General features: G+C 66.8%; 27 protein-coding genes. 11 read left to right on the top strand and 16 right to left on the bottom strand.

The window, feature by feature from the left end:
• Positions 1 to 141 precede the first annotated feature (141 nt).
• Entirely contained in the window at positions 142 to 2,067 is a 1,926-nt protein-coding gene (gene asnB, locus LWC34_RS55440) for an asparagine synthase (glutamine-hydrolyzing) (RefSeq protein WP_233734812.1), read from the top strand.
• Positions 2,064 to 3,416, top strand: a complete 1,353-nt coding sequence (gene dprE1, locus LWC34_RS55435) for a decaprenylphosphoryl-beta-D-ribose oxidase (protein ID WP_284052009.1) — start codon at positions 2,064 to 2,066, stop codon at positions 3,414 to 3,416. Before asnB ends, dprE1 begins: the two co-directional genes overlap by 4 nt.
• Before the next feature lie 55 nt (positions 3,417 to 3,471).
• Here the strand turns inward: dprE1 and LWC34_RS55430 are convergent, their stop codons facing one another.
• Complete coding sequence (locus LWC34_RS55430; RefSeq protein ID WP_233734808.1) at positions 3,472 to 3,939, bottom strand: XdhC family protein; 468 nt, start codon at positions 3,937 to 3,939, stop codon at positions 3,472 to 3,474.
• Positions 3,936 to 4,871 (bottom strand): carbohydrate kinase family protein, encoded by a 936-nt coding sequence (locus LWC34_RS55425; protein WP_233735030.1) that lies wholly within the window; start codon positions 4,869 to 4,871, stop codon positions 3,936 to 3,938. The genes LWC34_RS55430 and LWC34_RS55425 overlap by 4 nt, the downstream gene beginning before the upstream one ends.
• A 207-nt stretch (positions 4,872 to 5,078) precedes the next feature.
• On the opposite strand from LWC34_RS55425, the gene LWC34_RS55420 reads away from it, so the two are divergent.
• Positions 5,079 to 5,249, top strand: a complete 171-nt coding sequence (locus tag LWC34_RS55420; RefSeq protein ID WP_233734806.1) for a hypothetical protein — start codon at positions 5,079 to 5,081, stop codon at positions 5,247 to 5,249.
• Positions 5,250 to 5,321: 72 nt separating this feature from the next.
• Here LWC34_RS55420 and LWC34_RS55415 read toward each other — a convergent pair whose 3' ends face one another.
• Positions 5,322 to 5,687: a HesB/IscA family protein gene (locus LWC34_RS55415; protein ID WP_233734804.1), complete on the bottom strand. Its 366-nt coding sequence runs from the start codon at positions 5,685 to 5,687 to the stop codon at positions 5,322 to 5,324.
• A 91-nt stretch (positions 5,688 to 5,778) separates the two neighbouring features.
• Positions 5,779 to 6,789, bottom strand: coding sequence for a glycerate kinase family protein (locus LWC34_RS55410; RefSeq protein ID WP_233734802.1), 1,011 nt, complete (start codon positions 6,787 to 6,789; stop codon positions 5,779 to 5,781).
• A gap of 56 nt (positions 6,790 to 6,845) precedes the next feature.
• On the opposite strand from LWC34_RS55410, the gene LWC34_RS55405 reads away from it, so the two are divergent.
• Positions 6,846 to 7,493: a DUF3043 domain-containing protein gene (locus tag LWC34_RS55405; protein ID WP_233734800.1), complete on the top strand. Its 648-nt coding sequence runs from the start codon at positions 6,846 to 6,848 to the stop codon at positions 7,491 to 7,493.
• 50 nt (positions 7,494 to 7,543) lie between these two features.
• Here LWC34_RS55405 and LWC34_RS55400 read toward each other — a convergent pair whose 3' ends face one another.
• Complete coding sequence (locus LWC34_RS55400) at positions 7,544 to 8,530, bottom strand: aldo/keto reductase family protein (protein ID WP_233734798.1); 987 nt, start codon at positions 8,528 to 8,530, stop codon at positions 7,544 to 7,546.
• 332 nt (positions 8,531 to 8,862) lie between these two features.
• Between LWC34_RS55400 and LWC34_RS55395 the strand changes: the two genes are divergently transcribed.
• Positions 8,863 to 10,086 carry an MFS transporter gene (locus LWC34_RS55395; RefSeq protein ID WP_233734796.1) on the top strand — a complete coding sequence of 408 codons (1,224 nt, stop codon included), beginning with the start codon at positions 8,863 to 8,865 and terminating at the stop codon, positions 10,084 to 10,086.
• 2 nt (positions 10,087 to 10,088) lie between these two features.
• The gene (locus tag LWC34_RS55390) at positions 10,089 to 10,439 is read left to right on the top strand and encodes a hypothetical protein (RefSeq protein ID WP_233734794.1); all 351 of its coding nucleotides are present in this window, start codon (positions 10,089 to 10,091) and stop codon (positions 10,437 to 10,439) included.
• Here LWC34_RS55390 and LWC34_RS55385 read toward each other — a convergent pair.
• The 3 genes from LWC34_RS55385 to cobU are packed head-to-tail and all read right to left on the bottom strand — an operon-like array spanning position 10,399 to position 12,689.
• Entirely contained in the window at positions 10,399 to 11,061 is a 663-nt protein-coding gene (locus LWC34_RS55385) for an adenosylcobinamide-GDP ribazoletransferase (RefSeq protein ID WP_233734792.1), read from the bottom strand. The two genes, LWC34_RS55390 and LWC34_RS55385, sit on opposite strands and share 41 nt — an antisense overlap.
• A 50-nt stretch (positions 11,062 to 11,111) precedes the next feature.
• The gene (gene cobT, locus LWC34_RS55380) at positions 11,112 to 12,149 is read right to left on the bottom strand and encodes a nicotinate-nucleotide--dimethylbenzimidazole phosphoribosyltransferase (protein WP_233734790.1); all 1,038 of its coding nucleotides are present in this window, start codon (positions 12,147 to 12,149) and stop codon (positions 11,112 to 11,114) included.
• Positions 12,150 to 12,161: 12 nt separating this feature from the next.
• On the bottom strand, positions 12,162 to 12,689 hold the full coding sequence (gene cobU, locus LWC34_RS55375) for a bifunctional adenosylcobinamide kinase/adenosylcobinamide-phosphate guanylyltransferase (protein WP_233734788.1): 528 nt from the start codon (positions 12,687 to 12,689) through the stop codon (positions 12,162 to 12,164).
• 63 nt (positions 12,690 to 12,752) lie between these two features.
• Between cobU and LWC34_RS55370 the strand changes: the two genes are divergently transcribed.
• Positions 12,753 to 12,950, top strand: a complete 198-nt coding sequence (locus tag LWC34_RS55370; protein ID WP_233734786.1) for a hypothetical protein — start codon at positions 12,753 to 12,755, stop codon at positions 12,948 to 12,950.
• Here the strand turns inward: LWC34_RS55370 and LWC34_RS55365 are convergent.
• Complete coding sequence (locus tag LWC34_RS55365; protein ID WP_233734785.1) at positions 12,947 to 13,450, bottom strand: pentapeptide repeat-containing protein; 504 nt, start codon at positions 13,448 to 13,450, stop codon at positions 12,947 to 12,949. The genes LWC34_RS55370 and LWC34_RS55365 overlap by 4 nt on opposite strands.
• Positions 13,451 to 13,567: 117 nt before the next feature.
• Positions 13,568 to 14,659, bottom strand: a complete 1,092-nt coding sequence (locus LWC34_RS55360) for a branched-chain amino acid aminotransferase (RefSeq protein ID WP_233734783.1) — start codon at positions 14,657 to 14,659, stop codon at positions 13,568 to 13,570.
• Between the two features lie 102 nt (positions 14,660 to 14,761).
• On the opposite strand from LWC34_RS55360, the gene LWC34_RS55355 reads away from it, so the two are divergent.
• Entirely contained in the window at positions 14,762 to 15,052 is a 291-nt protein-coding gene (locus LWC34_RS55355) for a hypothetical protein (protein WP_233734781.1), read from the top strand.
• Positions 15,053 to 15,071: 19 nt separating this feature from the next.
• Here the strand turns inward: LWC34_RS55355 and gcvT are convergent, their stop codons facing one another.
• From gcvT to LWC34_RS55340, 3 genes are read right to left on the bottom strand one after another with little or no spacing between them, the layout of a single operon-like run.
• On the bottom strand, positions 15,072 to 16,163 hold the full coding sequence (gcvT, locus tag LWC34_RS55350; RefSeq protein ID WP_233734780.1) for a glycine cleavage system aminomethyltransferase GcvT: 1,092 nt from the start codon (positions 16,161 to 16,163) through the stop codon (positions 15,072 to 15,074).
• 10 nt (positions 16,164 to 16,173) lie between these two features.
• The gene (locus LWC34_RS55345) at positions 16,174 to 16,626 is read right to left on the bottom strand and encodes a DUF2269 family protein (protein WP_233734778.1); all 453 of its coding nucleotides are present in this window, start codon (positions 16,624 to 16,626) and stop codon (positions 16,174 to 16,176) included.
• Between the two features lie 20 nt (positions 16,627 to 16,646).
• Positions 16,647 to 17,888: an APC family permease gene (locus tag LWC34_RS55340; protein WP_233734776.1), complete on the bottom strand. Its 1,242-nt coding sequence runs from the start codon at positions 17,886 to 17,888 to the stop codon at positions 16,647 to 16,649.
• Between the two features lie 141 nt (positions 17,889 to 18,029).
• Here LWC34_RS55340 and LWC34_RS55335 point away from each other — a divergent pair, with 141 nt between their 5' ends.
• A complete protein-coding gene (locus LWC34_RS55335; protein WP_233734774.1) occupies positions 18,030 to 19,508 on the top strand; it encodes a leucyl aminopeptidase in 1,479 nt (492 codons plus the stop codon).
• A gap of 1 nt (position 19,509) precedes the next feature.
• On the opposite strand, the gene LWC34_RS58600 is transcribed toward LWC34_RS55335, so the two are convergent.
• On the bottom strand, positions 19,510 to 19,710 hold the full coding sequence (locus LWC34_RS58600; protein ID WP_233734772.1) for a helix-turn-helix domain-containing protein: 201 nt from the start codon (positions 19,708 to 19,710) through the stop codon (positions 19,510 to 19,512).
• Here LWC34_RS58600 and LWC34_RS55325 point away from each other — a divergent pair.
• Positions 19,691 to 19,948, top strand: coding sequence for a hypothetical protein (locus LWC34_RS55325; RefSeq protein ID WP_233734770.1), 258 nt, complete (start codon positions 19,691 to 19,693; stop codon positions 19,946 to 19,948). The two genes, LWC34_RS58600 and LWC34_RS55325, sit on opposite strands and share 20 nt — an antisense overlap.
• Entirely contained in the window at positions 19,948 to 21,510 is a 1,563-nt protein-coding gene (locus LWC34_RS55320) for a hydantoinase/oxoprolinase family protein (RefSeq protein WP_233734769.1), read from the top strand. Before LWC34_RS55325 ends, LWC34_RS55320 begins: the two co-directional genes overlap by 1 nt.
• 44 nt (positions 21,511 to 21,554) lie before the next feature.
• Here the strand turns inward: LWC34_RS55320 and LWC34_RS55315 are convergent, their stop codons facing one another.
• Together LWC34_RS55315 and sucB are read right to left on the bottom strand one after the other, a co-directional pair.
• The gene (locus LWC34_RS55315; protein WP_233734767.1) at positions 21,555 to 23,069 is read right to left on the bottom strand and encodes an LVIVD repeat-containing protein; all 1,515 of its coding nucleotides are present in this window, start codon (positions 23,067 to 23,069) and stop codon (positions 21,555 to 21,557) included.
• Positions 23,070 to 23,191: 122 nt separating this feature from the next.
• Positions 23,192 to 24,928: a 2-oxoglutarate dehydrogenase, E2 component, dihydrolipoamide succinyltransferase gene (sucB, locus tag LWC34_RS55310; protein WP_233734765.1), complete on the bottom strand. Its 1,737-nt coding sequence runs from the start codon at positions 24,926 to 24,928 to the stop codon at positions 23,192 to 23,194.
• Positions 24,929 to 24,930: the final 2 nt, after the last annotated feature.

Here is a 24,930-nt window from a genome sequence, read left to right as displayed (position 1 = left end):
GTCTTGAGCGTTTCGCTCCTGCGGGAGCGTAGCTCAGCGACATATGTGACGTGGATCAGGGCCCTGCGCGCGTCGCCCCGATTCACGCGGGGGGCATACTGGCCCTTCAAACACCACTCGACCCGGAAGGTTCCCGAGAGCGTGTGCGGTCTGCTTGGCCTGGTCTGCCCCTCTGAACTCGATGCCGACGCGGCCCGTAGCGCGGTCGACGCGGCTCTGCGCTGCCAGCGGCACCGCGGCCCCGACGAAAGCGGCACGTGGGCCGACCGCGGGGTCATCTTCGGCTTCAACCGGTTGTCGATCGTCGACATCGCGCATTCGCACCAGCCCCTGCACTGGGGCCCGGTGGACGCGCCGAACCGGTACACGATCCTGTTCAACGGCGAGGTCTACAACTACCTCGAGCTGCGGGCGGATCTGAAACGCGAGTTCAACCTCAAGTTCGCCACCGACGGCGAGGCTGAGGCGATGGTCGCGGCGTACCACTTCTACGGCCCCGAGGTCGTGAAGCGGTTCCGCGGCATGTTCGCGTTCCTGATCTGGGACTCGCACCGGCAGACGCTGTTCGGTGCGCGTGACCCGTTCGGCATCAAGCCGTTGTTCTACGCCTCCGGCCCCGGCGGGATGGCCTTCGCGAGCGAGAAGAAGAGCCTGCTCGCGCTCGGGCGCACGCTGGGCATGTCGCCGCGGTTGGACAAGACGGCGCTGCAGCACTACATGGTCCTGCAGTACGTGCCGGAGCCCGAGACGATGCACGACACGGTCCGCCGGATCGAGTCGGGCACGTCGTTCACGGTCACGCCGGACGGCACGATGACCATGAACCGGTACTTCGACCCGATCTTCCGGCCGCTCGGCGTCAGCCAGTACGAGTCCGGCCGTCTGCACTCGGACATCGCCGCGGTGATGCGTGACTCGGTCGCCAAGCACATGCGCGCGGACGTGACGGTCGGTTCGTTCCTGTCCGGCGGTATCGACTCCACCGCCATCGCCGCGTTGGCGAAGCAGCACAACCCGGACCTGATCACGTTCACGACCGGGTTCGAGCGCCAGGGTTACTCCGAAGTGGACGTCGCGGCCGAGTCCGCGGCGGCGATCGGCGTGAAGCACGTGGTCCGCACGGTCTCGCCGCAGGAAGTGATGGAGACCCTGCCGCTGATCATCTGGTACCTGGATGATCCGGTGGCCGACCCGGCGCTGGTGCCGTTGTGGTTCATCGCGCGTGAGGCCCGCCAGTACGTGAAGGTGGTGCTCTCCGGCGAAGGCGCGGACGAACTGTTCGGCGGTTACACGATCTACCGCGAGCCGCTTTCCCTGGCCGCGTTCGAAAAGGTCCCAGGCGCGCTGCGCAAGGCGATGGGCAACCTGTCGACGAAGCTGCCGGAAGGCAAGCGCGGCAAGGACTTGCTGCGTCGTGGCGCGTTGACGCTTGAAGAGCGTTACTACGGCAACGCGCGCATCTTCCGTGACGACCAGATCAAGCGGGTGCTGCGGACCTTCACCCCTGGCATCGGCCACATGGACGTCACCGCGCCGCACTACCGGGCCTCGCGAGACTGGGACCCGGTGACCCGGATGCAGCACGTCGACCTGTTCACCTGGCTGCGCGGCGACATCCTGGTCAAGGCGGACAAGGTGACCATGGCCAACTCGCTCGAGCTGCGGGTACCGTTCCTCGACACCGAGGTCTTCAAGGTCGCCTCGCGGATCCCCTTGGAAGAGAAGATCACCAAGGAGACCACGAAGTACGCGTTGCGTGCCGCGATGCGCGACATCGTGCCCGCGCACGTGCTCAACCGGCGCAAGCTCGGTTTCCCGGTGCCGGTGCGGCACTGGCTGCGGGAAGAACTCTACGAGTGGGCCGTCGGGATCATCCGTGACTCGGCCACCGACCCGTTCCTGGACAAGGCAGCCATCCTGGAGATGCTGGAGGAGCACCGCCGCAACGAGATCGACCACAGCAGGCGGCTGTGGGCGTTGCTGGTGTTCATGATCTGGTACGGCATCTTCGTCGAAGGCCGGATCCGCCCGCAGGTCCCCGAGCCGCACTACCCGGTGCGCCTCTGATGACTGAGCCGCGGACCCTGCACGGATGGGGACGTACGGCCCCGACCGTGGCCAATGTGCTGTCCACACCGGACATTGAGGTCATCGCGCGTGCGGTGACCTCGGCTGGCCCGCGCGGTGTGATCGCGCGTGGCCTTGGCCGTTCGTACGGCGACCCGGCGCAGAACGCGGGCGGTGTGGTCGTCGACATGACCGTGCTTGACCGGATCCATTCGATCGATCCGGAGACCGGTCTTGTCGACCTCGACGCGGGCGTGAGCCTCGACAAGCTGATGCGGGAAGCACTTCCGCACGGTTTGTGGGTTCCGGTGCTGCCTGGGACGCGTCAGGTGACCGTCGGTGGCGCCATCGCGAACGACATCCACGGCAAGAACCACCACTCGGCGGGCAGTTTCGGCAACCACGTGGTGTCGATGGACCTGCTCACCGCGGACGGCCAGGTGCGCACGCTTGAGCCGGACTCGGAGCTGTTCTGGGCGACGGTCGCCGGAATAGGGCTGACCGGCATCATCACCAGGGCCACGATCCGGATGAAGAAGACCGAGACGGCCTATTTCCTCGTCGACGCGGACCGGACGAACAGCCTCGACGAGACGCTGGCGCTGTTCCTGGACGGTTCGGACCTGGCGTACGACTACTCGATGGCCGTGCCGGACCTGATCTCGTCGGACGGCCGGATGGGCCGGGCGACGTTCTCCCGCGGCTCACTGGCCAAAGTGGACGATCTGCCCGCGAAGCTGCGCAGCCAGCCGTTGAAGTTCGACGCCCCGCAACTGGCGACCTTGCCCGACCTGTTTCCCAACGGGCTGGCAAACAAGCTGACGTTCGGCCTGGTGAACGAGCTGTGGCAGCGCACTGTCCCGCGCAAGGGAGTGCGTGGCGCGATCCAGAACCTGACCCGCTTCTACCACCCGCTGGACATGCTCGGCGAGTGGAACAGGGCGTACGGCTCAAAGGGATTCCTGCAGTACCAGTTCTCCGTCCCCTTTGGACGCGAGACCGAGTTCGCCGCGATCTGCCGCCAGATCGCCACTTCCGGGCACTACTCGTTCCTAAACGTGGTCAAGCGGATGGGCGAGGCCAACCAGGCGCCGCTGTCGTGGCCGACCCCTGGCTGGATGCTCAGCGTCGACTTCCCGATCAAGGACGGCGTCGGCCGCGTCTGTGACGAGCTGGACGAGGCCGTGCTCGCCGCGGGCGGACGGCTGTACACCGCGAAGGATTCGCGGACTGCCGCGGAGACGTTCGCGAAGATGTACCCGCGGCTCGACGAGTGGCGCAAGATCCGGGATTCCGTTGACCCGGAGGGCGTCTTCGTCTCGGACATGAGCCGTCGCCTGGCACTCTGAGGGTTTGTCGTGAGTGGTTATTCGCGTTCTAACACGGATAACCACTCACGAGCTTTTACCAGGCAAAACCGCCGGGACGGCCGTTGCGGTCGGCGACAAGGCCCGCGATGGTCGCGATGGCGATCTCCGGAGGCGTACGCGACCCGATGTTCAACCCAACCGGCCGGTGCACGCGCGCGATCTGCTCGTCCGGAACACCAAGGTCCTTGAGCGCCTTGACATGCGGGCCTTCGTGCCGCGGATTTCCCATCACACCAACCCAGCGCACCGGGAAGGCCAGCACGTCCCGCAGGACCGTGCCGAGCTCTTCCCGGTGGTGGTTGGTCACGACGACGTCGTACGAGCCGTCCAGCTCAGGCAAAGGCGAAGACGGCTCGTAGACGAAAGCTGTGTATCCCAAGTCCTTCGCGTAGCGCACGAGATGCTGGGCGACCGGCGTGTCGAACACCGCGACCAAGCCACGGTGCTCGACCTCCGGGGTCGCTTTGCCGTGCGCCACATCGCACGAAGGGTCGGTACTCACGACGGCAGGATGGCCGCGATGTCCTGCGCGGCTTCCGGCCCGTACGCGCCGGTGATCCGGGTGACCGCCTCGCCCGCGTCGAACGTCCACTCCTGCGGGCCCATGGTCTCCAGGACCAGCACGGCGATGTACGAACCAAGCTGCGCGGCGCGCTCGATGTCCAGGCCGTGCGACAGACCCGCGAGGAAACCCGCGCGGAACGCGTCGCCGACGCCGGTCGGGTCGGCCTTCGCCAGCTCGGGCACCGCGGTCACGTGCACGACCGGGCCCTTGCGGTCGACGATCTCCGCGCCCTTCTCACCGAGCGTGGTGATCCGCATGTCGACCTTGTCGAGGACCTCTGCCTCGGTCCAGCCGGTCTTCTTGAGCAGCAACTCCCACTCGTAGTCGTTGCTGAACAGGTACTTCGCGCCGACGATGAACTCACGGATCTGCTCACCGGACATCCTGGCCAGCTGCTGCGAGGGGTCGACCGCGAAGACGTAGCCGCGCTGGCGGCACTCCTGCGCGTGCCGGACCATCGCGTCGGGGTCGTCCGGGCTGATCATCACCAGCTCGAACTCGCCGACCTGGTCGACGATCGGCTTGAGCTCGATGTTGCGCGACTCGGCCATCGCACCGGCGTAGAACGACGCGATCTGGCACATGTCGTCGTCGGTCGTGCAGACGAACCGGGCGGTCTGCGCGGTCTCGGAGATGTGCACACCGCGGCAGTCGACGCCGTGACGCTCCAGCCATGACTGGTAGTCACCGAAGTCCTTGCCTGCCGCGCCGACGAGCACTGGGCTCGCGCCGAGCACACCCATACCGAAGGCTATGTTGGCGCCGATCCCACCGCGACGGACCTGCAGGTCGTCGACGAGGAAGCTGAGGGAAAGGCGGTGGATCTGCTCGGGAACGACCTGTTCGCCGAAGCGGCCCGGGAAGTGCATCAGATGGTCGCTGGCGATACTTCCGGAAACGGCTACGGGCACTGCCGGCCCTCCTTGCTGTCTTGTGCGCTTGTGTTGCCACTACGTCCGACAGCCTGTGTCCCGAGCCGACACCCGCCACCCGTGCGGGTGGTTCCTTGGCTGCCTATGCACACTACCGGTTGGTAAGCCTGTGCAGCTCCAGTCCCGCTCAATAACGTGGGATTCGTGCACATCACCGAGGCCGATTCGATCGACGAGCTGATCGCCGACTGCGCCGACATCCCACCTTCAGTCCGCCAGTCCCCGTCGCACGCGCCGCTGCCGCGGCTCGCGCCGGCGTGGGAGGTCACCGACGGGTGTCACGCCCAGGTCAAGGACCTCGACGAGTACGTCTGACCGGGACATGCTGCCAAAAATGTAAAAAGGGCCGTTGTCCGCACGAGACAACGGCCCTCCACACGTCTTGACTCAGTGGAACGAGTCGCCGCAGGCGCAGGAACCCGTGGCATTCGGGTTCTCGATGGTGAAGCCCTGCTTCTCGATGGTGTCCACGAAGTCGATCACGGCGCCCTCGACGTACGGCGCGCTCATCCGGTCGACGGCCACCTTCAGGCCGCCGAAGTCACGGTAGAGGTCGCCGTCGAGCGAGCGCTCGTCGAAGAACAGCTGGTAACGCAGACCGGCGCAGCCCCCGGGCTGGACGGCGATCCGCAGGTGCATGTCGTCGCGACCTTCCTGCTCGAGCAGCGCCTTGGCCTTGCTCGCGGCAGTATCGGTCAACGTCACGCCGTGCGTGGTCGCCGCTTCGGTCGTGTTCTCCTGCGCGGTCGTCATGACACTCCCTTGAAGATCCGACTACAGCGGTGCGAACACATCGCCGTGGTGTCTTATTCCATGGTGACACACATGCCCGGATGACCAACTGTCATGCCGACCACTGGGACGCCACGTGTTCGGCGAGGGCGGCCAGGGTGCCTGCTGGATCGGCGAAAGCGGCGTCCACCGAGCCCGCGTGGTCCACGACAGCGAATGCCGCCTCGATTCCCGCCGCGGCCGCTTCCCGGCGTCCCACGCTCACCTGACCGGCGAGTACGAGGCACGGCAGGCCGCGCTCGGCGGCCGCGGATGCGACGGAGGTCACAAGTTTGCCCCGCAGTGACTGCCAGTCGAAGCTGCCTTCGCCGGTTAGGACGAGCTGGGCGGTGGCCATCGCCTCGTCCAACCCGGTCAAGTCACGCACGAGGCCCGCGCCGGACACCCTCGTCGCGCCGAGCACGAACAGTCCGTAGCCAAGGCCGCCAGCGGCACCAGCGCCCGGCTGGTCACGCAGGTGAGCACCCTTTTCCGCAGAGAAGGCCGCCAGCCGGGCCTCCAGTTCTTCGACGTCCTGCGGGGACGCGCCTTTCTGCGGGCCGAACGTGTGGGCGGCACCGTGCGGTCCGAGCAGGGGATTCTCCACGTCGGTCGCGGCGATGATCTTGGGCCACTCGCCGCTGACGACTTCAAGCATTCCTTGTCCGCCGTCGGTTGTTGCCGAACCGCCAAGACCGACGACGATCGTGTGTACGCCTGCATCGCGCGCGGCGACCATCAGCTCGCCGACGCCACGCGTGGTGGCATCGAGCGGGCGGCGGTCGGCTTTGGGGACCAAGTGCAGGCCGTTCGCCTGTGCCGATTCGACATAGGCCGTTCCATCGTGCTCGAGCCAGTTGGCCGTCACCGGCTCACCGAGCGGACCGGTGACATCGAGGGTGTGCACCGTGCCGCCAAGCACGGTGTGCAGCACATCCACGAAGCCAGGACCACCGTCGGTGAGCGGGCGGAGCACCAGCTCGTCGTTCGGAGCGGACGCGCGCCACCCGTCGGCCATCGCTTGCGCGGCCTCAGGAGCGGACAGCGTGCCGCCGAAACAGTCGGGAGCGATCAATACGCGCACAGATAGCAGCGTATCCGGCGAACCATACGATCTGGGCTTGTCATAACCTATGAGACGTGAGGTTCCTGCGCCGTAATTCAGCTGACAAGGCCGACGCCCCCGCCGTCGACGAGACAGACGTCGCTGTCGAGGCCGGGCCCACCAACAAGGCGTACACGGCAGGCAAAGGCGCACCGACGCCCAAACGCCGTGACGCGGAGGCCCGCAAGCGCGGTCCGGTAGCGCCCGCGCCAACCACAACCCGCGAGGCGATGCGTCGCGCGCGGCAGAACAAGCCGTCGAAAGACGAGCGTCGTGCTGCCGCCGCTGAGCGCCGCGAGCGAATGATGGCAGGCGAGGACAAGTACCTGATGCCGCGTGACCGCGGTCCGGTCAAGGCGTACGTGCGTGACGTGGTGGACTCGCGACGTAACCTGCTCGGCCTGTTCATGCCGCTGGCGATCGTGGTGTTCGTCGCGCTGCTCGTGCCGAACCCCGCAGTGCAGAACTACGCGACGCTCGTGTGCCTCGCGATGCTGCTGATGATGATTCTCGAAGGGATCATCAACGGCCGCCGGGTGACCAAGATGGCCAGGGAGAAGTTCCCGAAGGAGATCATCAAGGGCGGCTCGATCGGCTGGTACACGTTCGTGCGGGCGAGCCAGATCCGCAAGCTGCGGGTGCCCAAGCCGCGCGTGCGCCCTGGTGACCCGCTCCCCCGCTGAAACACTTTGGAGAAACCTCCAGGAGCTTGCTCCTGGAGGTTTCTGCTTTCTCACGGAACGTTCGTGAGCCTGGGGTCGTCGGTCACGACACCGTCGAGCACGGCGTCGATCTTGTCGAGCAGGTCCCGTTCGAGGACCTTGCCAGCGGCCTTGACGTTCTGCGTGACCTGCTCAGGCCGGGAAGCGCCGATGATCGCGGACGCGACGTTCTTGTTCTGCAGCACCCACGCGACCGCGAGCTGCCCAAGCGTGAGACCGGCCTCGTCGGCCAGCGGCCGCAGCTGCTGCACGCGCTCGAGGACGTCGTCACGCAGCCAGCGTGACACGAAGTTCTTGCCGCGCGCGTCGGTCGCCCGTGACCCGTCGGGAACCGGCTGGCCAGGCAGGTATTTGCCGGTCAGGACACCCTGAGCGACCGGTGAGAACACGATCTGGCTCAGCCCCTCCCGCTCGGCGGCGGGGATGACCTGCGGCTCGATCACCCGCCACAGCATGTTGTACTGCGGCTGGTTGGACACGAACGGAACCTTCAGCTCGCGGGCGAGCGCGGCACCACGGCTGATCTGCTCACCGGTCCACTCGGAAACCCCGACATAGAGCGCCTTCCCCTGCCGGACAAGGTCGGCGAAGGCGAGCATCGTCTCTTCGAGCGGGACCGTCCGGTCGAACCGGTGCGCCTGGTAGACGTCGACGTAGTCGGTCTGCAGGCGTTTGAGTGAGGCGTTGGCGGACTCGATGATGTGCTTGCGGCCGAGGCCGCTGTCATTGGGGCCGCCAGGGCCCGTCGGCCAGTAGACCTTGGTCAGGATCTCCAAGCTCTCCCGCCGCTGACCGGCTAGCGCCCGCCCGAGCACGGACTCGGCGGCGGTATTGGCGTAGGTGTCAGCGGTGTCGAACGTGGTGATCCCGGCATCAAGGGCCGCGCGGACGCAGGCAGCCGCCTGCTCCTCCTCGATCTGCGAGCCGTGCGTCAGCCAGTTGCCGTACGAGATCTCACTGACCGTCAGGCCGCTGCGGCCTAGTCTCCGAAACTCCATGCGACCAACCTAGTCGCCAAATGCTTCGCAAAGCTAATCAACTCACAATGGCTGGACGCTGCCCTCCGTCGTGCCCGTGATTTTCAGCGGACACGCAGCTCCTTCGATCGCTAGAGTTGACGCCGGTGCGGAATCCCGTCCGCCTGGGGAATTGAGGGGCACTGATGTCTACAGCGATGACCGGAGCTTCCGTTCGCCCCTTGGTGACCGCAGGCTTCTGACGCCACGCTTGTAGCGAGCAGCACATATCCCGGTCGCCGGGGCGAGGTGACACGTGTCACCGGCCCTTGGCGCTGTTTGGCGCCTCCGTTCGCCTTTCTGGGAGTTCTGCTGTGTCCGCTCGTCGTTCTTCACTGCTGCGTATAGCTGCCCTGTTCGACAGGAAATCCCCACGGTCGGGGTCCGCTGATCAGACTGTCCGCCTGCTGAGCTGGTTCAACTTCTTCGGCGATTTCCGTATGTACGGACCGCTGATGGTCATCTACTTCGCGCAAGTCACCGGCTCGTACGCCGCTGCCGCCAGCCTCTTCGCGGTGAAGAAGCTGTCTTCGGCCGCGTTCGAAGTCCCAACGGGGGTGCTGTCCGACCGCCTCGGCCGACGCAGCACGATGATCGCTGGTGCCGTCGTCATGGTGGCCGCCCACCTCGGGTACGCAGGCGCTCCGGGCTACGGCCTCCTCCTGGCAGCCGTTGTGCTGGAGGGATTTGCAACTGCACTGTGGAGCGGCAACAACGAGGCGCTGCTCTACGACACGTTGCTCGAAGCCGGTCGGGAGCAGGAGTTCCCGAGGCACGCGGGCCGGGTGAACTCGATGTTCCAAATCGCGCTCGCATTGGCGGCAGCCATTGGTGGCGTGGTCGCAGGCGCGTGGTCGCTGCATGCAGTTGTCGTGCTGTCGGTCGTGCCGCAGGTGCTGTGCGTGCTCGTCGCCTTGCGGGTCCAAGAGCCGCGGGTGCACGGCCCTCTGGAATCGAACGTGCTGGAGCATCTCGGATCGGCCCTGCGCGGGATCCGCCGCAATCCGGTGCTTCGCCGGATGACGCTGGTGTCGGCGCTTCGTTACAGCGGCGAAAGCGCGGCTCAGTTGTCGCCTGTTTTCGTGGCGGGGCTGTGGCCGCTCTGGGCGCTGGGCCTGTGGCGCACCTTTACCCATGTCGTGTCCTTCATCGGCTTCCGCGTCAGCGGTTGGGTGATCGGCCGGTTGGGCGCGGCCCGCACTCTGCTGTTCGGTGAGCTGTTCGACAACGTCGCGAACTTCGTGGCGCTGATCAAGCCGACGGTGTTTTCGCCTGTGCTGCTTGGTTCATCGGCGTACGGCATGTCGACGATCGCCCAGCAGACGTTGCTGCAGCGCGAATTCACCGACCGGGAACGCGCGACGATGGGTTCGCTTGCGTCGCTGCTCGGTAGCGTGCTCTACGCGCTCGTCGCACTGGGCGCCGGGCTGGTGGTAGACCGTTGGGGCATCGTCGCGGCGTTGCTGGCGATCCAGGCGGTGGTGCTGATCGCACTTCCGCTCGCGGCATTCTCGGCGCGGCACGGAAAACCCCGCTGACTATGCTGCCGTGCCATGGGGACATCCGCGTTCATGGTCATGGCTGGGCGGACGCGCCATGGTTCAGTGACCCGGCGTTCCTCAACGGGGTGAGTCCAGCGGCGTTCGCGGAAGCGACGCTGCGGACCATGGATGCGCCTGTGGACGAACGGATGCCGCGTTCGCCCTCTGTGACCGCGCGGTTGTACGGCGAGAAAGAAGACCTGCGAAACCTGATCGAGTCGGAGTTCGTGAACAGGCACTACCTCGGGCAGCTGATCGACCTCGCAGTCCAGCACCCCGGTCTGCCCGAAGACCTGGTGAACCAGGCACTCACCTTGCAGCCAAAGCGCACACGACCAGCACAACCGTGACGGTGAGCTCGCACGCGGCGCCAAGGACGTCACCGGTAATACCGCCCAAGCGCTTGCTCACGTGCGCCGTGAACACCACAAGCACAGCGAAGGCAAGCAAAACGGCCAGCGGACCGGCCCAAAGGTGAGACGGGACAACAGGAACCGCCACTCCCGCGAGAAAGGCGAACCACCCGACCGGAACGAACACCGACTGGGACCCAGCCACCAGGGAACCGAGCCCGTCGGGACGAGCGGCAGGCACGCCGTGACGGCAGCACCACGAGAAAGCCGCTCGTCCCGAAGCGAAAGCCACCACAACGGCTCCCCAGTGGACAGTCCCAAGCGAAACCGCCTGCAGCCCAAGGACAACAATCAAGGCCACGACGGCAAAAGCGCCGACGCCGCCTTCCTTCATCACAGCCAAGGCACGCTCGGGCGGCCCGTAACATCCGAGCCCGTCGGCCGTGTCCGCCAACCCGTCGAGGTGCATTCCCCGGGTCGCCAAAGCCACCAGGCCCACACACAAAAACCCGCCGAGAAGCCCAGGCACCCCCAGCATCACGGCCGCCACCAGCAACCCGAGCACGGCCCCGACCACCGGAGCCGAGGCAATCGCGCGCCGTCCCGCCCTGGCATCCACCCGCCCAGGATCAATGGGCAGGACCGTAAGCCAGGAGAAAGCGAGCAGCACTAGTCGGCAGGCCCGGAGATGTTTGCGTCCTGGAACGTCGCCATCTCCGCCAGGATCCGGGTCGCCATCGCGACCAACGGCAACGCGGCCACCGCGCCCGAGCCTTCGCCGAGACGCATCTCCATGTCCAGCAACGGTTCCAGGCCCAACTGCTCCAACGCCAGATTGTGCGACGGCTCCGTCGACTGGTGCCCAGCCACCCACCACAGCCGCGCGCCCGGCGCCATCTCCTCGGCCACAAGCGCCGCGGCCGTCGACACCACGCCGTCCAGGATCACCGGGGTTTTCCGGACCGACGCCTGGGCGAGGAATCCGGCCATCGCCGCGATGTCCGCGCCCGCGGTCGTACGCAACAACGCCACAGGTTCCGCGCTGACCTGGCGGGCGCGGCGCAGAGCGTCACGGATCGCCGCCGTCTTGCGCATCCACGTCGTGTCGTCGATCCCGGTGCCACGGCCGACCACCGCGACCGGTTCGGCGCCGGTCAACGCCGCGACCAGCACCGCGGCCGGGGTGGTGTTGCCGATGCCCATATCGCCTGCGATCAGCAGGTCCGCTCCGCCGTCGACTTCCTGGTCGGCGATGGTTTTGCCCGCTTCGACGGCGGCTTTGGCCTCTTGTTCGGTCAGCGCGTCCTCGTGGTCGATCGAGCCGGAGCTCTGCCGCACCTTGAACTCCGCCACAGACTCAGCCACGTCGGAAGCCACGGACATGTCCACCACGCGGACCGTCGCGCCAGCTGTGGTGGCGAGGACGTTCACGGCAGCACCGCCGTTGAGGAAGTTCGTCACCATTTGCGCGGTGACGTCGGTCGGGTACGCCGAGACGCCCTTGGCCGCGATGCCGTGATCACCCGCGAACACGACCACGCGGGGGCGGGTGAACGGCTTCGGCGGGCAGACGCCCTGACACGACGCCACCCACACCCCGAGCTGTTCGAGCTTGCCCAGCGCGCCCGCCGGCTTTGTCAGCCGGTCCTGCCTGGCCAGCGCGTCGCGCTTAGCCGTCTCGTCGGGTGGGGAAACGTACTGGAACACCCGAAACCTCCGTTAACGCAACCGCATCGGAATACCGGCCACGAGCAGGAGGACCTCGTCACAGCGTTGCGCCAACGCGGAGTTGAGGGCACCGAGCTCGTCGCGGAAGAGCCTGCCAGAGCGCGTGTGCGGGACGACGCCCAGGCCGACCTCCGACGACACAAGCACCACTCGTGCCTCCGTCGCGGCGACCGCCTCGACCAACATGGCGCCTTCCCTGCGGACCAAATCAAGGCCCGCGCCCTCCCACGCGCCTGCGGCGTCCATCACGCCGGTGAGCCACGTGGCGATGTCGTCGACCAGCGTCCAGCCCTTCGCGGCACGCACGACGTCGGCAAGCTCACGCGACGCCTCAACTGTGCGCCAGGTGTGCGGGCGGCGGGAGATGTGGGCGTCGATTCTCGCCGTCCACTCCGGATCGTTCGGGTCCCTGCGGCCGGTGGCCACGTAAAGAACCTCTTCGTCGGCCGGGAGCAGGCCCTCCGCGTGTGCCGACTTGCCGGAGCGGGCCCCGCCCAACACCAGTGTCCTGCGCGTCACATGTCCCTCACGTCGCTCGTGACATAGCCTCGGCCCAAAGTTACCGCTTGAGCGGGAGTCGATGTGGTTTATCGATGGCGCTGTCAGGACGAGCGTGGCCGGGACATCCCCGGCGATGAGACCTTGTTCAGCGGACAGACCGAGGCCGAGGACTGGTTGCGGGACTCATGGCAGGACCTGCTCGCCGCCGGGGTCGATCGGGTGACCCTGCTGAACGGCGAGGCCGAGGTCTACGGGCCGATGAGCCTGCACGCGCCTTAGATGACGCGAGCGCGCTGCGCACGATTGAGCTGGGGGTGGCTGGTGCGAGCGCGGGGTGGAGTGGTGCGGCGCAGGTCCAGCGTGGACAGGTCGCAGCCGCGCAGGTCGGCCTTGTCCAACCGGCATTCACGAAACGACGTGCGGTTGAGCTGGGCGTTGGTGAACACCGCTCCGGTGAGTTCGGCGCCGTACATCAGGCGGTTGCCGAGCGGGGACAGCGCGAGGTCCGCGTTCACCAGCTCAGGTGGCCCGAAGACGGCACCACGCAGGTCCGCGCCGACGAACTTGGCTTTGGTCAGGTCCGCGCCGGAAAACACCGCGTGCACGAGTGAGGCGCCCGAGAAGTCCGCTCCGGCGAGGTTCGCTCCGGACAGGAACACGTAGTCAAGCTGCCAGCCAACGAACGACACACCGGCCAGGTCGATCTTGGCCGTCTGGTTCGCCATCCGCCAGTTGTTGAACCCGCCCCGCGCCAGCAACGACTTCAGCTCGTCAGTCATTCGCCAACCTCCTGCTACGACAATAAGGTCGGCGCCAACGTACTGATGATCATTGCGGAACCATTGCAGAAAGCTGCGATGCCCCTGACGCAGCGTCAGGGGCATCGAAAAACCTCGTTATGCCAGCCGATGCAGCCAGTTGTGCGGGTCGGGGGCGGCGCCGCGCTGCAGGTCGTTGAGGGCCTGCCGCAGCTTCATCGTCACCTCGCCCGGCTGCCCGCCCGCGATGCTGAACTCACCAGCTGAGCTCTTCACCGAGCCGACGGGAGTGATCACCGCGGCCGTGCCGCAGCCGAAGACCTCGGTCAGCTCACCTGACTCGGCCTTCTTCTCCCATTCCTCTGTGGACACCCTGCGTTCCTCCACTGTGTACCCGAGGTCACGGGCCAGCGTCAGCAGGCTGTCACGGGTGATGCCGGGCAGCAGCGCGCCGGACAGCTCCGGGGTCACCAGCCGGTTGCCGAACACGAAGAACAGGTTCATCGCGCCGACTTCCTCGACCCAGCGGCGTTCCACCGCGTCCAGCCAGACCACCTGGTCGCAGCCCTCGGCGACGGCCTGAGCCTGCGCTACGAAGGAAGCCGCGTAGTTGCCAGCGCACTTGGCCGCGCCGGTGCCGCCGGGCGCCGCGCGCACGTAGTCGTGGCTCAGCCACACCTTCACCGGCTTCACGCCACTGGCGAAGTACGGGCCGGCAGGCGAGGCGATCAGCGCGTACAGGTAGTGGTTCGCCGGCCGGTTCACGCCCAAAGTGGACTCATCGGAGATCATGAACGGCCGCAGGTAAAGGGAAGCCTCGGCGTGCTCGGGCACCCAGCGGCCGTCGACGGCAAGCAACTGGTGCAGTGACTCGATGAACAGCGATGTCGGCAGCTCCGGCATGGCCATCCGGACCGCGGAGCGCTGGAACCGCTCGGCGTTCGCCTCGGGACGGAACGCCACGATGGCGCCGTCGGCGTGCCGGTATGCCTTCAGGCCTTCGAAGATCGCTTGGCCGTAGTGCAAAACGGTGGCTGCGGGGTCGAGCGTGAGTGGGTGGTACGGCTCGAGTGCGGCGGAATGCCAGCCCTGGTCGTTGCTCCAGCGAATGGTCACCATGTGGTCGGTGAAGTGCTGTCCAAAGCCAGGATTGGCCAATACCTCGGCAAGCCGATCCGGGGTCGCCGGGTTCGGGCTCGAGGTCTGGGTGAACGACAGCGTGGACGTCATGCGCATACGTTAGTCGTCGTTAGCTTCGAAGAAAATCCGTATCCCGAGGATCGGACGTCCTACTTTCGGGTACGTCCTGGCCACGGCCACTACGATGGCGGCGTGGCGAACTCTCAACCCAACGCGGTGAGCGCGGGCACGGGCTCGGACTTCCGGGTCGCCGTCGTCGGCGCGCTGATGCCGTTCGGGCTCGGCCTGCTTGTCCTGGTCGGCTATGCGTGGATCGGCGTCTTCGGCGTCATCCTCGGACTGCTCGGCGCCCTGTGGTGGGCGGTGTGGTGGCGCCGCAAGCACAACAAGAAGTTCTTCCCGCGTGACGTCGAGGGCGGGCCGTTCGTGTTCACCCTCGTGCTCAGCGTCATCTTGTTCGTCGCGGCGCTCGCCAGCATCTAGTTCTCGTTCTTGACAGCCATCAGTTCTTGACGTTGGTCTGCACGAACGGCGCCTTCACGAGCTCGCAGCGCAGCTTGCGGCCGCGCACGTCCAGCGTGACCTCGCTGCCGAGCTCGACGTCCGCCGCGGTGTCGATGAGCGCCAGCGCGATCCCGGTCTTGAGCGTCGGGGAGAACGTGCCCGACGTCGTCACGCCGATCTGCTGGCCGTCGGCGTCCAGCACAGGCATGTCCGGACGGGGAACGCCACGGTCCAGCGCGCGCAGGCAGCGCAGCCGCCGCGCTGGGTCCTTGCGCTCCTCGATGAGGGCCTCGCGGCCCCAGAACTCGTCCTTCTTCCAGCCGACTGCCCACGTCGACCCGGCCTGCACCGGGCTGATTTCCAGTGACAGCTCGTGGCCGTGCAGCGGGTAGCCCATTTCGGTACGCAGCGTGTCGCGGGCGCCCAGGCCGCACGGCACGCCGCCCGTCTCACGCAGCGCCTCCCATACGACCGGCGCGTCGTCCCACGGGGGGATGAGCTCGTAGCCGTGCTCGCCGGTGTAACCCGTGCGGCACACACGCACCTTGATGCCACGCCACTCTGCGTCGCGGTACGCCATGTACTCCAGCTCGGTCGGCAAGCCCAGGCCGTCGAGCAGCTCAGCCGACCGTGGGCCTTGCACGGCCAGCACGGCGTGCTGCCGGTGCTCGTCGGTGACTGAGATGTCCCCGGGCGCCGCCTCGATCAGCCTGCGCGCCACCTCGGCGGTGTTGGCCGCGTTCGGCACCAGGAAGACGTCCTCCTGGCTGACCAGGTAGACGATGATGTCGTCGACCGTGCCACCGGTCTCGGTGCAGCACAGCGTGTACTGGGCCTTGCCGGGTGCGATCCGGTTCAGGTCGTTGGTCAGGCACCGGTTGACGAATCCCATCGCGTCCGGGCCGGTGACCCTGACCTTGCCGAGGTGGGACACGTCGAAGATGCCGACGTTCTCGCGGACCGCCGTGTGCTCGGCGACCACACCGGTCTTGTACTGGATCGGCATCTCCCAGCCCCCGAACGGGGCGAAGGTGGCCTCAAGGCTCGCGTGCAGGTCGTGCAAGGGCCCTCGTAGCAGCTGCTCAGTCACGTCAGCGAACTTACAAGACGGGCTTGGCGATCATGTCGAGGACAATCAGGAGCATCACCGCGGCCTGCGCGATGGCCACCCGCCGGACGGTCTTGATCTTGGCAACGACATCGGGCGCGTCGGCGCCGTACTGCTCGGCGGCGGCGAGGATCCGCTGGGACTGCGGCGTGAGGTAGCCGATTCCCATCACCAGCAAGATCACGAAACCCAGCAAGCCAAGGAGAATCCACAGGTCGCCGAACGAGAAGCCGACCACGACGACCAGCGCGATACCGAACAGCAGCGCGAGGATCGCCGAGACGGCCTGCAGACGGTTGCCCAGCCAGTCCGAGTCCTTGATGAACCGCACGGTGCGCTCCGGGCCCTCGCGTAAGGCACGGGAACCGATGGCCAGCATGCCGATATGGCTGCCGATCCAGATCGCGGCGAAGGTGATGTGTCCGAGCAGCAGAAACTCACGCATGACGCCCCCTGAAACGTTGGCTACTTTCTGGCGTACCTCGACGTGATGGCGCCGGCGACGCAGCCGACGACCATCACGAGCACCACGACGACCAGGTACTTCACCGACATGTTCATCCCGATGAGCACGGAGAACCCGAGCCCGAAGCACGCCGCGCGACGCGGCCACGTGCGTTCGCGGTCCATGAGCAGCCGGGCGGCGGCGTTGGTGAACGCGTAGTAGAAGAGCAGCAGGCACGTGGCAACGCCGACGGCCTGTGGCGGGTTGAGCAACGCCGCGGCGACAGCCACCGCAGCACCGCTGAGCACAGCAGCGGGCGCGGAAACGCCACGCGAGCCGACGATCGCCAACGCGGGAGGGACGTCGGAGAACTCAGCCATCGCGCCGAGCGTGCGCCTGATCGAACCGATCGCCGTCAGCAGACCGAACAGCGTCGCGATACCGGCGACACCGGCGATCAGCGGCTGTATGGACTGGGCGTCCGCGGCCGCGAGGGCGTCCATGAGCGGTGCGGGCGACAGCGCCAGCCTGGGGCCACCGAGCTGGTGCAATGCGGCTCCGGCGACCGCGACGGTGGCCACCAGCGTGCCGACCATCATCACCGGGATGGCCACGTGCAACTGACGGACCGAGTACTCCGCCTCGGAGGAGGACGTGACCTGCTCGAACCCAAGGAAACCGAAGAACATCAGCCCGGCCGCGGCGAGCAGCCCGCCCGGGTTGTCCGTGCCTTCGACGTCTGCGGGCAGCGGTAACGCCTCCGGTGGCGCGATGGCAAACGCCACGGCCACGAACAACGCCAACCCGACCAGCGTGATGAGCAGCACGGCGAGCGTGACGCCACGAGACGGCCGTACGCCGAGCGCGTCGGCTGCGGCGGCGATGAGGCTGACCACGATCGCGGCCATCACCGGATGCTGCGGAACCACATACACACCGAACGTGCCCGCGATCGCAGCGCCCGCCACGATCCGGCCCACCAATGCCGTGCTGCCCGCCATCCGGCCAGGCAGAACGCCCAGCTGATGGCGGCTGTAGAGGTAGCCACCGCCGATCCCGATGAACCGGCGCGACTGGTCCGAAGTGGAGAACGCGCCGCACAGCGCTGCGATGAACGCGATGACGATGCCGAGCAGCAGCCAGCTCCCGGCCGCGGCCGCCGCGGGCGAGATGGCGACCAGTAGCCCAGCCCCCAGCATCGCGGAGAGTCCAGGCACCACTCCGGCAGTCACCTTCAGCCGGTCGGGGACGGCGTGTTGCACCCGGACACAGTGTCAGACCGGCCCGGTGAACAGGAACAGGCCGCCACTTGGTTCACTCGTTTAATGCATCACCCTGGCGAGTCACAACTCCGGGTGAGGTCGTTAGCATGCGTCAACAACCGTCCCGACGAGGAGTAGCCAGTGACCGCCCCCAAACTCGCCCTGTCCGACAACGCAGCCACCGACATCACCGCCGACGTCGTAGTGGTCGGGACAGTGCAGCAGGACGGCGGAGGCTTCACCCTCGCTCCGGGTGGCGAGGCCGTTGACGCCGTGTTCGACGGATCGCTTGTCGAAATCCTGACCAGCCTCGGGGCGACCGGCAAAGCCGAAGAAACGGTGAAAGTCCCCACTCTCGGCAAGCTCAAAGCCGGTGTGGTGCTCGCGGTTGGTCTCGGCAAGGCCGACCCCACGCCCGAGCAGGTCCGCCGCGCAGCCGGTGCCGCGGCTCGCGCGTTGACCGGCGTGAAGCGTGCGCACAACTTCCTGTCCCTGGTGGACTTGCAGGCCGCGATCGAAGGAACCGTGCTGGGCGCGTACGCCTTCACCCAGTACAAATCGGACTCCGGTGACGGTCCGGTCGGCCGCGTGGACTTTTCCGCGGCGAACAACAAGGACAACAAGGCAACGCTGAAGGCAGCGACCGCGATCGCCGAGGCTGTGGCGACCGCGCGTGACCTGATCAACACCCCGCCCAACGACCTCTACCCGGCATCATTCGCCGCCCGGGCAGTCGAGCTCGGTGAGGCAGCGGGCCTGACGGTCGAGGTGCTCGACGAGAAGGCGCTGCGTAAGGGCGGCTACGGCGGCATCCTGAGCGTGGGCACCGGATCGTCGCGGCTGCCGCGGCTGGTTCGCCTGTCCTACAAGGGACCCAAGGCCTCGAAGAAGGTCGCGCTGGTCGGCAAGGGCATCACGTTCGACACCGGCGGCATCTCGATCAAGCCAGCGGCCGGAATGGACGAGATGACCTCGGACATGTCAGGCGCGGCGGCTGTGGTCGCGGCGGTCGTGTTGGCGGCCAAGCTGAAGTTCCCGCTTGAAGTGATCGCGACCGTGCCGATCGCGGAGAACATGCCGTCGGGTACCTCGTACCGCCCGGGTGACGTGCTGACGATGTACGGCGGCAAGACGGTTGAGGTCCTGAACACCGACGCCGAGGGCCGGTTGATCCTGGCCGACGCGATCGTGCGCGCGGGCGAGGACAACCCGGACTACCTGATCGAGACCGCGACCCTGACCGGCGCGCAGGTTGTCGCGCTGGGCAAGCGCACGTCCGGCGTGATGGGCTCGGACGCCTTCCGTGACCGGGTGGCCACCATTGGCCAGGCCGTCGGCGAGAACGCGTGGGCGATGCCGCTGCCGGACGAGCTCCGGTCCGATTTGGACTCCCGGGTTGCCGACCTTGCCAACGTCACCGGCCACCGGTGGGGCGGAATGCTCGCGGCAGGCCTGTTCCTGAAGGAGTTCGTGGCGGACGGCCTCGAGTGGGCGCACATCGACGTGGCGGGCCCGGCGTACAACAGCGGCGGCGCGTTCGGCTACACAACCCGTGGTGGCACAGGCGTTCCGGTCAGGACGATCGCGGCCGTGCTCGCGGACATCGCCGAGAACGGCTGAATCACCGCAAGAGCCGGGCGCGGCAGGCCAAGTGAAGGGCTAGGCGTTGCTCGGGGTCGTCGAGATCGACCTCGAGCAGGCCGCTGGTCTGCCGCATCCGGTAGGCAACCGCGTTGCGGTGCACGTGCAACCGTTCTGCCGCACGGATGTGCGATCCTTGTTCATCCAGATAGACCTGCAGTGTGGCGATCGCCCCGGTCACCGCCGATCACGAACTGGCCGCGGCGCAAGTCGTGCAGAGCGAGCTCGGACCTGATGTGCATGCCTCGCTGAGCCACGAGATCGGCACGTTGGGCCTGCTGGAACGAGAGAACGCGACGGTCCTCAACGAAGCTCTCGTCGGAGCGGCCCATGGCGTGACGCAGGCACTGACCGCCGCACTGGACGCCAACGGACTCGGCGGCGCGATCGTCTACTTCGCACAGAACGACGGCACCTGATGGCGCTCGACCACGCCAAGCACTTGCCAGTACTGACAATCGGCAGCGGTCCGGCCAACAGCATCCGTGGCGGAGCGTTCCTGACCGGTGTCAAGGACGCGCTCGTCGTCGATGTCGGCGGGACGTCAACGGATATCGGCGTACTGACCAACGGTTTCCCACGGGAATCCGCGCTTGGCGTCCGGATTGGCGGGATCGCCACCAACTTCCGCATGCCTGACCTGGTCAGCATCGCCATCGGCGGCGGAAGCACCGTCCGGCTAGGCGATGACGGCCGGGTGCACGTCGGTCCGGACAGCGTCGGTTACCGGCTGCCGCAAGAGGCACTGATCTTCGGCGGGCAGCAAGCCACGCTGTCCGATGCGGCCGTGGCCCGAGGACGTGCCCGCTTCGGCTCACATCCGGTGAACGCCACCGACGCACTCGCCCAGGCACTGGCCCACGCCGATCACGTCATCGCCGAGGTCCTGCTGACCCGGTGGACCGGGTTCGGCCGCTACGGTTCGACGCTCATCGGACTGGTCATCACGGTGAGCCTGTTCGGCTGGTTCGGCATCCAGACGGCGGTCTTCGCCGAAGGCTTGCATTCGATGGTCCCGGCAATCCCGTTGTGGGCATGGTGCCTGATCACCGGATTGGGCGTGACAATGCTGGTGCTGCGCGAGTTCCCGGCGATGGGCTGGACCGCATTCATCACCGTGCCAGCCTTCCTTGGCCTCGCTGGCTGGGCCATGACCGTGCAAATCTCCCAGCACAGCTTCGCCGACCTCACCGCCTCCCCGCCTTTCGGCACCGAAATGTCCATCGCCACCGGGGCGACGATCGTCGCGGGCTCGTACATCATCGGCGCTGTCGTCACCCCGGACATGACCCGCTTCAACCGCAGCACAGGCGATGTCGTGAAACAGACGCTGATCGGGGTCTCGCTCGGCGAATACGTGCTCGGACTGGCCGGGGTCCTGCTCGCCTACGCGGTGAAGACGTCCGACGTGATCGCCATCATCACCGCGTCCTCCGGTGTCGCCGGGGTGATCATCCTGGTCCCAGCGACCGTGAAGATCAACAACTGGAATCTGTACTCCTGCGCCCTCGGCACGCTCAGCGCCGTCGAATCCCTGTTCCGAGTCCGGCTCAACCGAGTCCGGGTGACCATTGTGACCGGTGTGCTCGGCAGCATCGCGGCGGCGGCGGGGATTCTGGGCGCGTTCACCGATTTCCTGACCCTGCTCGGCGTGCTGACCCCGCCCATCGCCGGGATCATGGTCGCCGAGTACTTCATCGTGAAACGTTGGCGTCCGCAGCTCGACGCGTCCCGTGCGCTCGGGCGGCTACCGGACACCGAACCCACCTGGGTGCCCGCGACGATCCTGATCTGGCTGGCGGCATCGACCATCGGCTGGCTGTCCGAACACTTCCGCTGGTGGGGCATTCCCGCCGTCAACTCGTTGCTGCTTGGCGGAATCGGTTACGTGATCGCAGGCGCGCTCGGCTTGATCCGCGGCCGTGGGGAGACCACCTTCGAGCAACCAGAGCACCCAGCCGCCGCCCTCGAACCCTCGTGAGTGGTTATCCGTGTTCTAACGCGGATAACCACTCACGAGGACTTTCAGCAGCAGCTGCTGGGGCTGCAGGAGCCGCTGTCGCGGCCCGCGATCATCGGGCAGGCGTAGCCGTAGTCTGGGTGGGGCATGAGGGGCAGGCGCCGTGGGGTGTCTGCCGTCAGCTTCACCTTTACTGGGCCGCTTGTCACGAGCTGCACGTTCGTTCCGCTTTCCTGGGCTTCATAGGCGCCCTTGGTCAGCGACACGATCTCCACACCGCGCACGATGTCGGCGACGAAGACGTTTCCTTTGTGCCAGTAGGGTGCCCATGAGGTTGCTGCGTCTGGGCGCCAGTATCCGATCTGGATCGGCTTGGCTGGGTTCGAGATGTCGATGAATCGTGTTCCCTGCTCGTACCAGGAATAGGCGACGACTCGGTTCTGCACGTCGAAGTAGTGCGCGGAACATGTGACGTTGCCAGGCAATGTGCCTTCCTGGTCGTCTGGGCTCCAGACTCCGACCGTCTTCATCTCCTTCGGCGTGCTGCCCCAGCCTTCGCCATTCTCCGTTCCTTGCAGGGAGGAGATGACGAAGCGGCCCTGGTCTTTGCATGTTGAGGAGCCGAAGGCTTCCTCGGTGTGCAGTAACAGGCTTCCTGCTGGGTTTTCGCGTGTCGGCCGTGGGCCGTCGAGCAGGGTCCGGCCGACTGGGCGGAATGAGTTGTGCGTGAACCGAGTTGGCATGTCGATCTTCGGGACGTTGCCGCCCGCGTACGGCACCGGGTCGGCCGCTGTTGCTTCGCGGACCTTGCCCGTCAACGGATCTCTGTGCCAGCCGTCGGTCCAGTAGCCGCGGGTTCCGTCGTCGCCTGCCACCCAGGCGATTCCCATCGCGTCTACTTGGACGTCGTGCGTGATCTTGCCCGCGCCGCGGACATCCACCGAGACCGGCAATTCCTTGGGGTTACGGGGATCGCGCAGGTCCGTGACGAAGATCCGGCCGATGTTGTCGGCCGAACGGTCACGCCCCGCTGTCCAGAGGTATTGGCAGTCGTTGATGCATGTTGAGGTGTGGCCGGTGTTCTGCCGGTGGAACGACAGGATCTTCAGGTCGGCCGGGTTCACCGCGGAGACGATGTAGTTGCCCGTCGGGCGGTCTCCCGGCAGCGCACGGCCGAAGGAATTCACTTCGCGGGCAAGGAAAGCGAGTTTGCGCTTCGGGTCGACGTTGATGTCCTCGTTCTCCCAGAAGCGTTGCGACGGGTCGTCGCCGGGCAACGCCATTTCCTGCTTTGTCAGGTGGTCGAGGAACTTCGGGTTGTCGACATCGGTCACGTCGAACGTCTGCAGGCCGGATTCGCTGCTGACGAACGCCACATCCTGGCGGCCGTACTGGGCGAACGCGATCGAGATCGCGCGCTCGGTGCCGGGGAGGGTTTTCCGCAGCCGCACGTTCTTCGCCGCGGGCGCAAGTCGTACTTCCTCCGCCCCTTGCTGCTGCGCGGTTTCCACCGCCGCCGAGGCGTCCTGCACAGTCAGGGCCATCAACAGGCTTGCTGTCAACGCTGTGAGAACTTTCATGCACCGAGCGTGGCAAAGGGCAGACAACGCCAGCTAGGTCCGAACGTCAGGACAAAAACCCCTCGTGAGTGGTTATGCGTGTTCTAACACGCATAACCACTCACGAGGGGTGACCTGCGGGTTTAGAGGCCGAGCTCGGCCTCGAAGTTGCCTTCCTGCAAGCGACGCTTGATCGTCGTCAGGAAACGACCGGCGTCCGCACCGTCCACCAGGCGGTGGTCGTAGGTCAGCGACAGGTAGACCATCGAACGGATCGCGATGGAGTCCGCGCCGTTCTCGTCGGTGATCACGACCGGACGCTTGACGACCGCGCCGACACCCAGAATGCCCACCTGCGGCTGCAGGATGATCGGGGTGTCCGACAGCGCGCCCGCGGTGCCGAGGTTGGTCAGCGAGAACGTCCCGCCTGCCAGCTCGTCCGGCTTGATCTTGTTCGACCGGGCACGGGCGGCAAGGTCGGCGATCTTGTGCGCGAGACCGGTCAGGTTCAGGTCACCCGCGTTGTGGATGACCGCGTTCAGCAGGCCCTTCTCGGTGTCGATCGCGATGCCCAAGTGCTCGGCACCGTGGTAGGTGACCTCCTTGGCCTCCTCGTTGATCGACGCGTTGAGCTTCGGGTGCTGCTTGAGCGCCTCGACCGTCGCCTTGGCGAAGAACGGCAGGAACGTCAGCTTGACGCCCTCACGGGCAAGGAACGAATCCTTGGCCTGGCCGCGCAGCCGCGCGATCTTGGTGACGTCGACCTCGAACAGCTGGGTGAGCTGAGCCGAGACCGCGAGCGACTCGCGGGTGCGCTGCGCGACGATCTGACGAAGCCGCGGCAGCTTCTCGGTCTTGCCACGCAGAGCCGCGGCATCGGCCGAAGGGGCCGCCGACGGCGCCGGCGCTGCCGGGGCGGCAGCGGGAGCCGGGGCAGGCGCGGGCTTCTTGGCGGCCTCGACCGCCGCGAGCACGTCCTGCTTGCGGATCCGGCCGCCGACACCAGTACCGGTCACCTTGGACAGGTCGATGCCGTTCTCCGACGCCAGCTTGCGCACCAGCGGCGTCACGTACGGCGCCTCGTTGCTGCCGTTGACCGCAGCGGGCTGCGGGGCGGGCGCAGGAGCCGGAGCGGGCTTGGGCGCGGGTGCCGGAGCAGGAGCGGGTGCCTGAGCGACCGGCTCGGGCTTGGGTTCCGGCTTCGGCTCTGGCTTGGGCTCAGGAGCCTTGGGCGCGGGAGCCGGGGCAGGGGCCGCGTCAGCCGAACCGACGACCGCGAGCTGAGCACCGACCTCGACGGTCTCGTCCTCGGCCGCGGTGATCTCCAGCAGCGTGCCTGCCACCGGGGACGGGATCTCGGTGTCCACCTTGTCCGTGGAAACCTCGAGCAGCGGCTCGTCGACCGCGACCGAGTCGCCGACCTGCTTGAGCCAGCGGGTCACGGTGCCCTCGGTGACGCTCTCACCGAGCTCCGGCATCGTCACCGGCGTACCGGACGCCGAACCACCACCGGACGACGGCGCCGCGGCCTGCGGGGCAGGCTCGGGCTCTGGTTCCGGCTCGGGCTCAGGCTCCGGAGCCGGAGCTTCCTCCTGCTGCTGCGCCGATTCCTGGGGCGCGGGCGCGGAGTTCCCGCCGCCACTGCCGTCGCCGATCACGGCGAGTTCCGCGCCGATCTCGACGGTCTCGTCCTCCTGGGCGACGATGCGCTCGAGCACACCGGCCGCGGGCGACGGGATCTCGGTGTCGACCTTGTCGGTCGAGACTTCCAGCAAGGGCTCGTCGACCTCGACGGTGTCGCCCACCTGCTTCAGCCATCGGGTGACCGTGCCTTCGGTGACGCTCTCACCGAGGGCCGGCATCTGGACGGAGAAGGCCATTG

The organism is Kibdelosporangium philippinense, assembly GCF_021390435.2.
Classification (GTDB): domain Bacteria; phylum Actinomycetota; class Actinomycetes; order Mycobacteriales; family Pseudonocardiaceae; genus Kibdelosporangium; species Kibdelosporangium philippinense.
This window is presented reverse-complemented; position numbering and strand designations above follow the sequence as displayed.

Excerpts from the sequence above, each read along its gene's own strand:
- LWC34_RS55425 (WP_233735030.1), bottom strand. The coding sequence starts at position 4,871 with ATGCACTTCCCGGGCCGCTTCGGCGAACAGGTCGTTCCCGAGCAGATC.
- LWC34_RS55415 (WP_233734804.1), bottom strand. The coding sequence starts at position 5,687 with ATGACGACCGCGCAGGAGAACACGACCGAAGCGGCGACCACGCACGGC.
- LWC34_RS55400 (WP_233734798.1), bottom strand. The coding sequence starts at position 8,530 with ATGGAGTTTCGGAGACTAGGCCGCAGCGGCCTGACGGTCAGTGAGATC.
- LWC34_RS55390 (WP_233734794.1), top strand. The coding sequence starts at position 10,089 with ATGCTGCCGTGCCATGGGGACATCCGCGTTCATGGTCATGGCTGGGCG.
- LWC34_RS55365 (WP_233734785.1), bottom strand. The coding sequence starts at position 13,450 with ATGACTGACGAGCTGAAGTCGTTGCTGGCGCGGGGCGGGTTCAACAAC.
- LWC34_RS55360 (WP_233734783.1), bottom strand. The coding sequence starts at position 14,659 with ATGACGTCCACGCTGTCGTTCACCCAGACCTCGAGCCCGAACCCGGCG.
- LWC34_RS55345 (WP_233734778.1), bottom strand. The coding sequence starts at position 16,626 with ATGCGTGAGTTTCTGCTGCTCGGACACATCACCTTCGCCGCGATCTGG.
- LWC34_RS55320 (WP_233734769.1), top strand. The coding sequence starts at position 19,948 with ATGGCGCTCGACCACGCCAAGCACTTGCCAGTACTGACAATCGGCAGC.
- LWC34_RS55315 (WP_233734767.1), bottom strand. The coding sequence starts at position 23,069 with ATGAAAGTTCTCACAGCGTTGACAGCAAGCCTGTTGATGGCCCTGACT.
- sucB (WP_233734765.1), bottom strand. The coding sequence starts at position 24,928 with ATGGCCTTCTCCGTCCAGATGCCGGCCCTCGGTGAGAGCGTCACCGAA.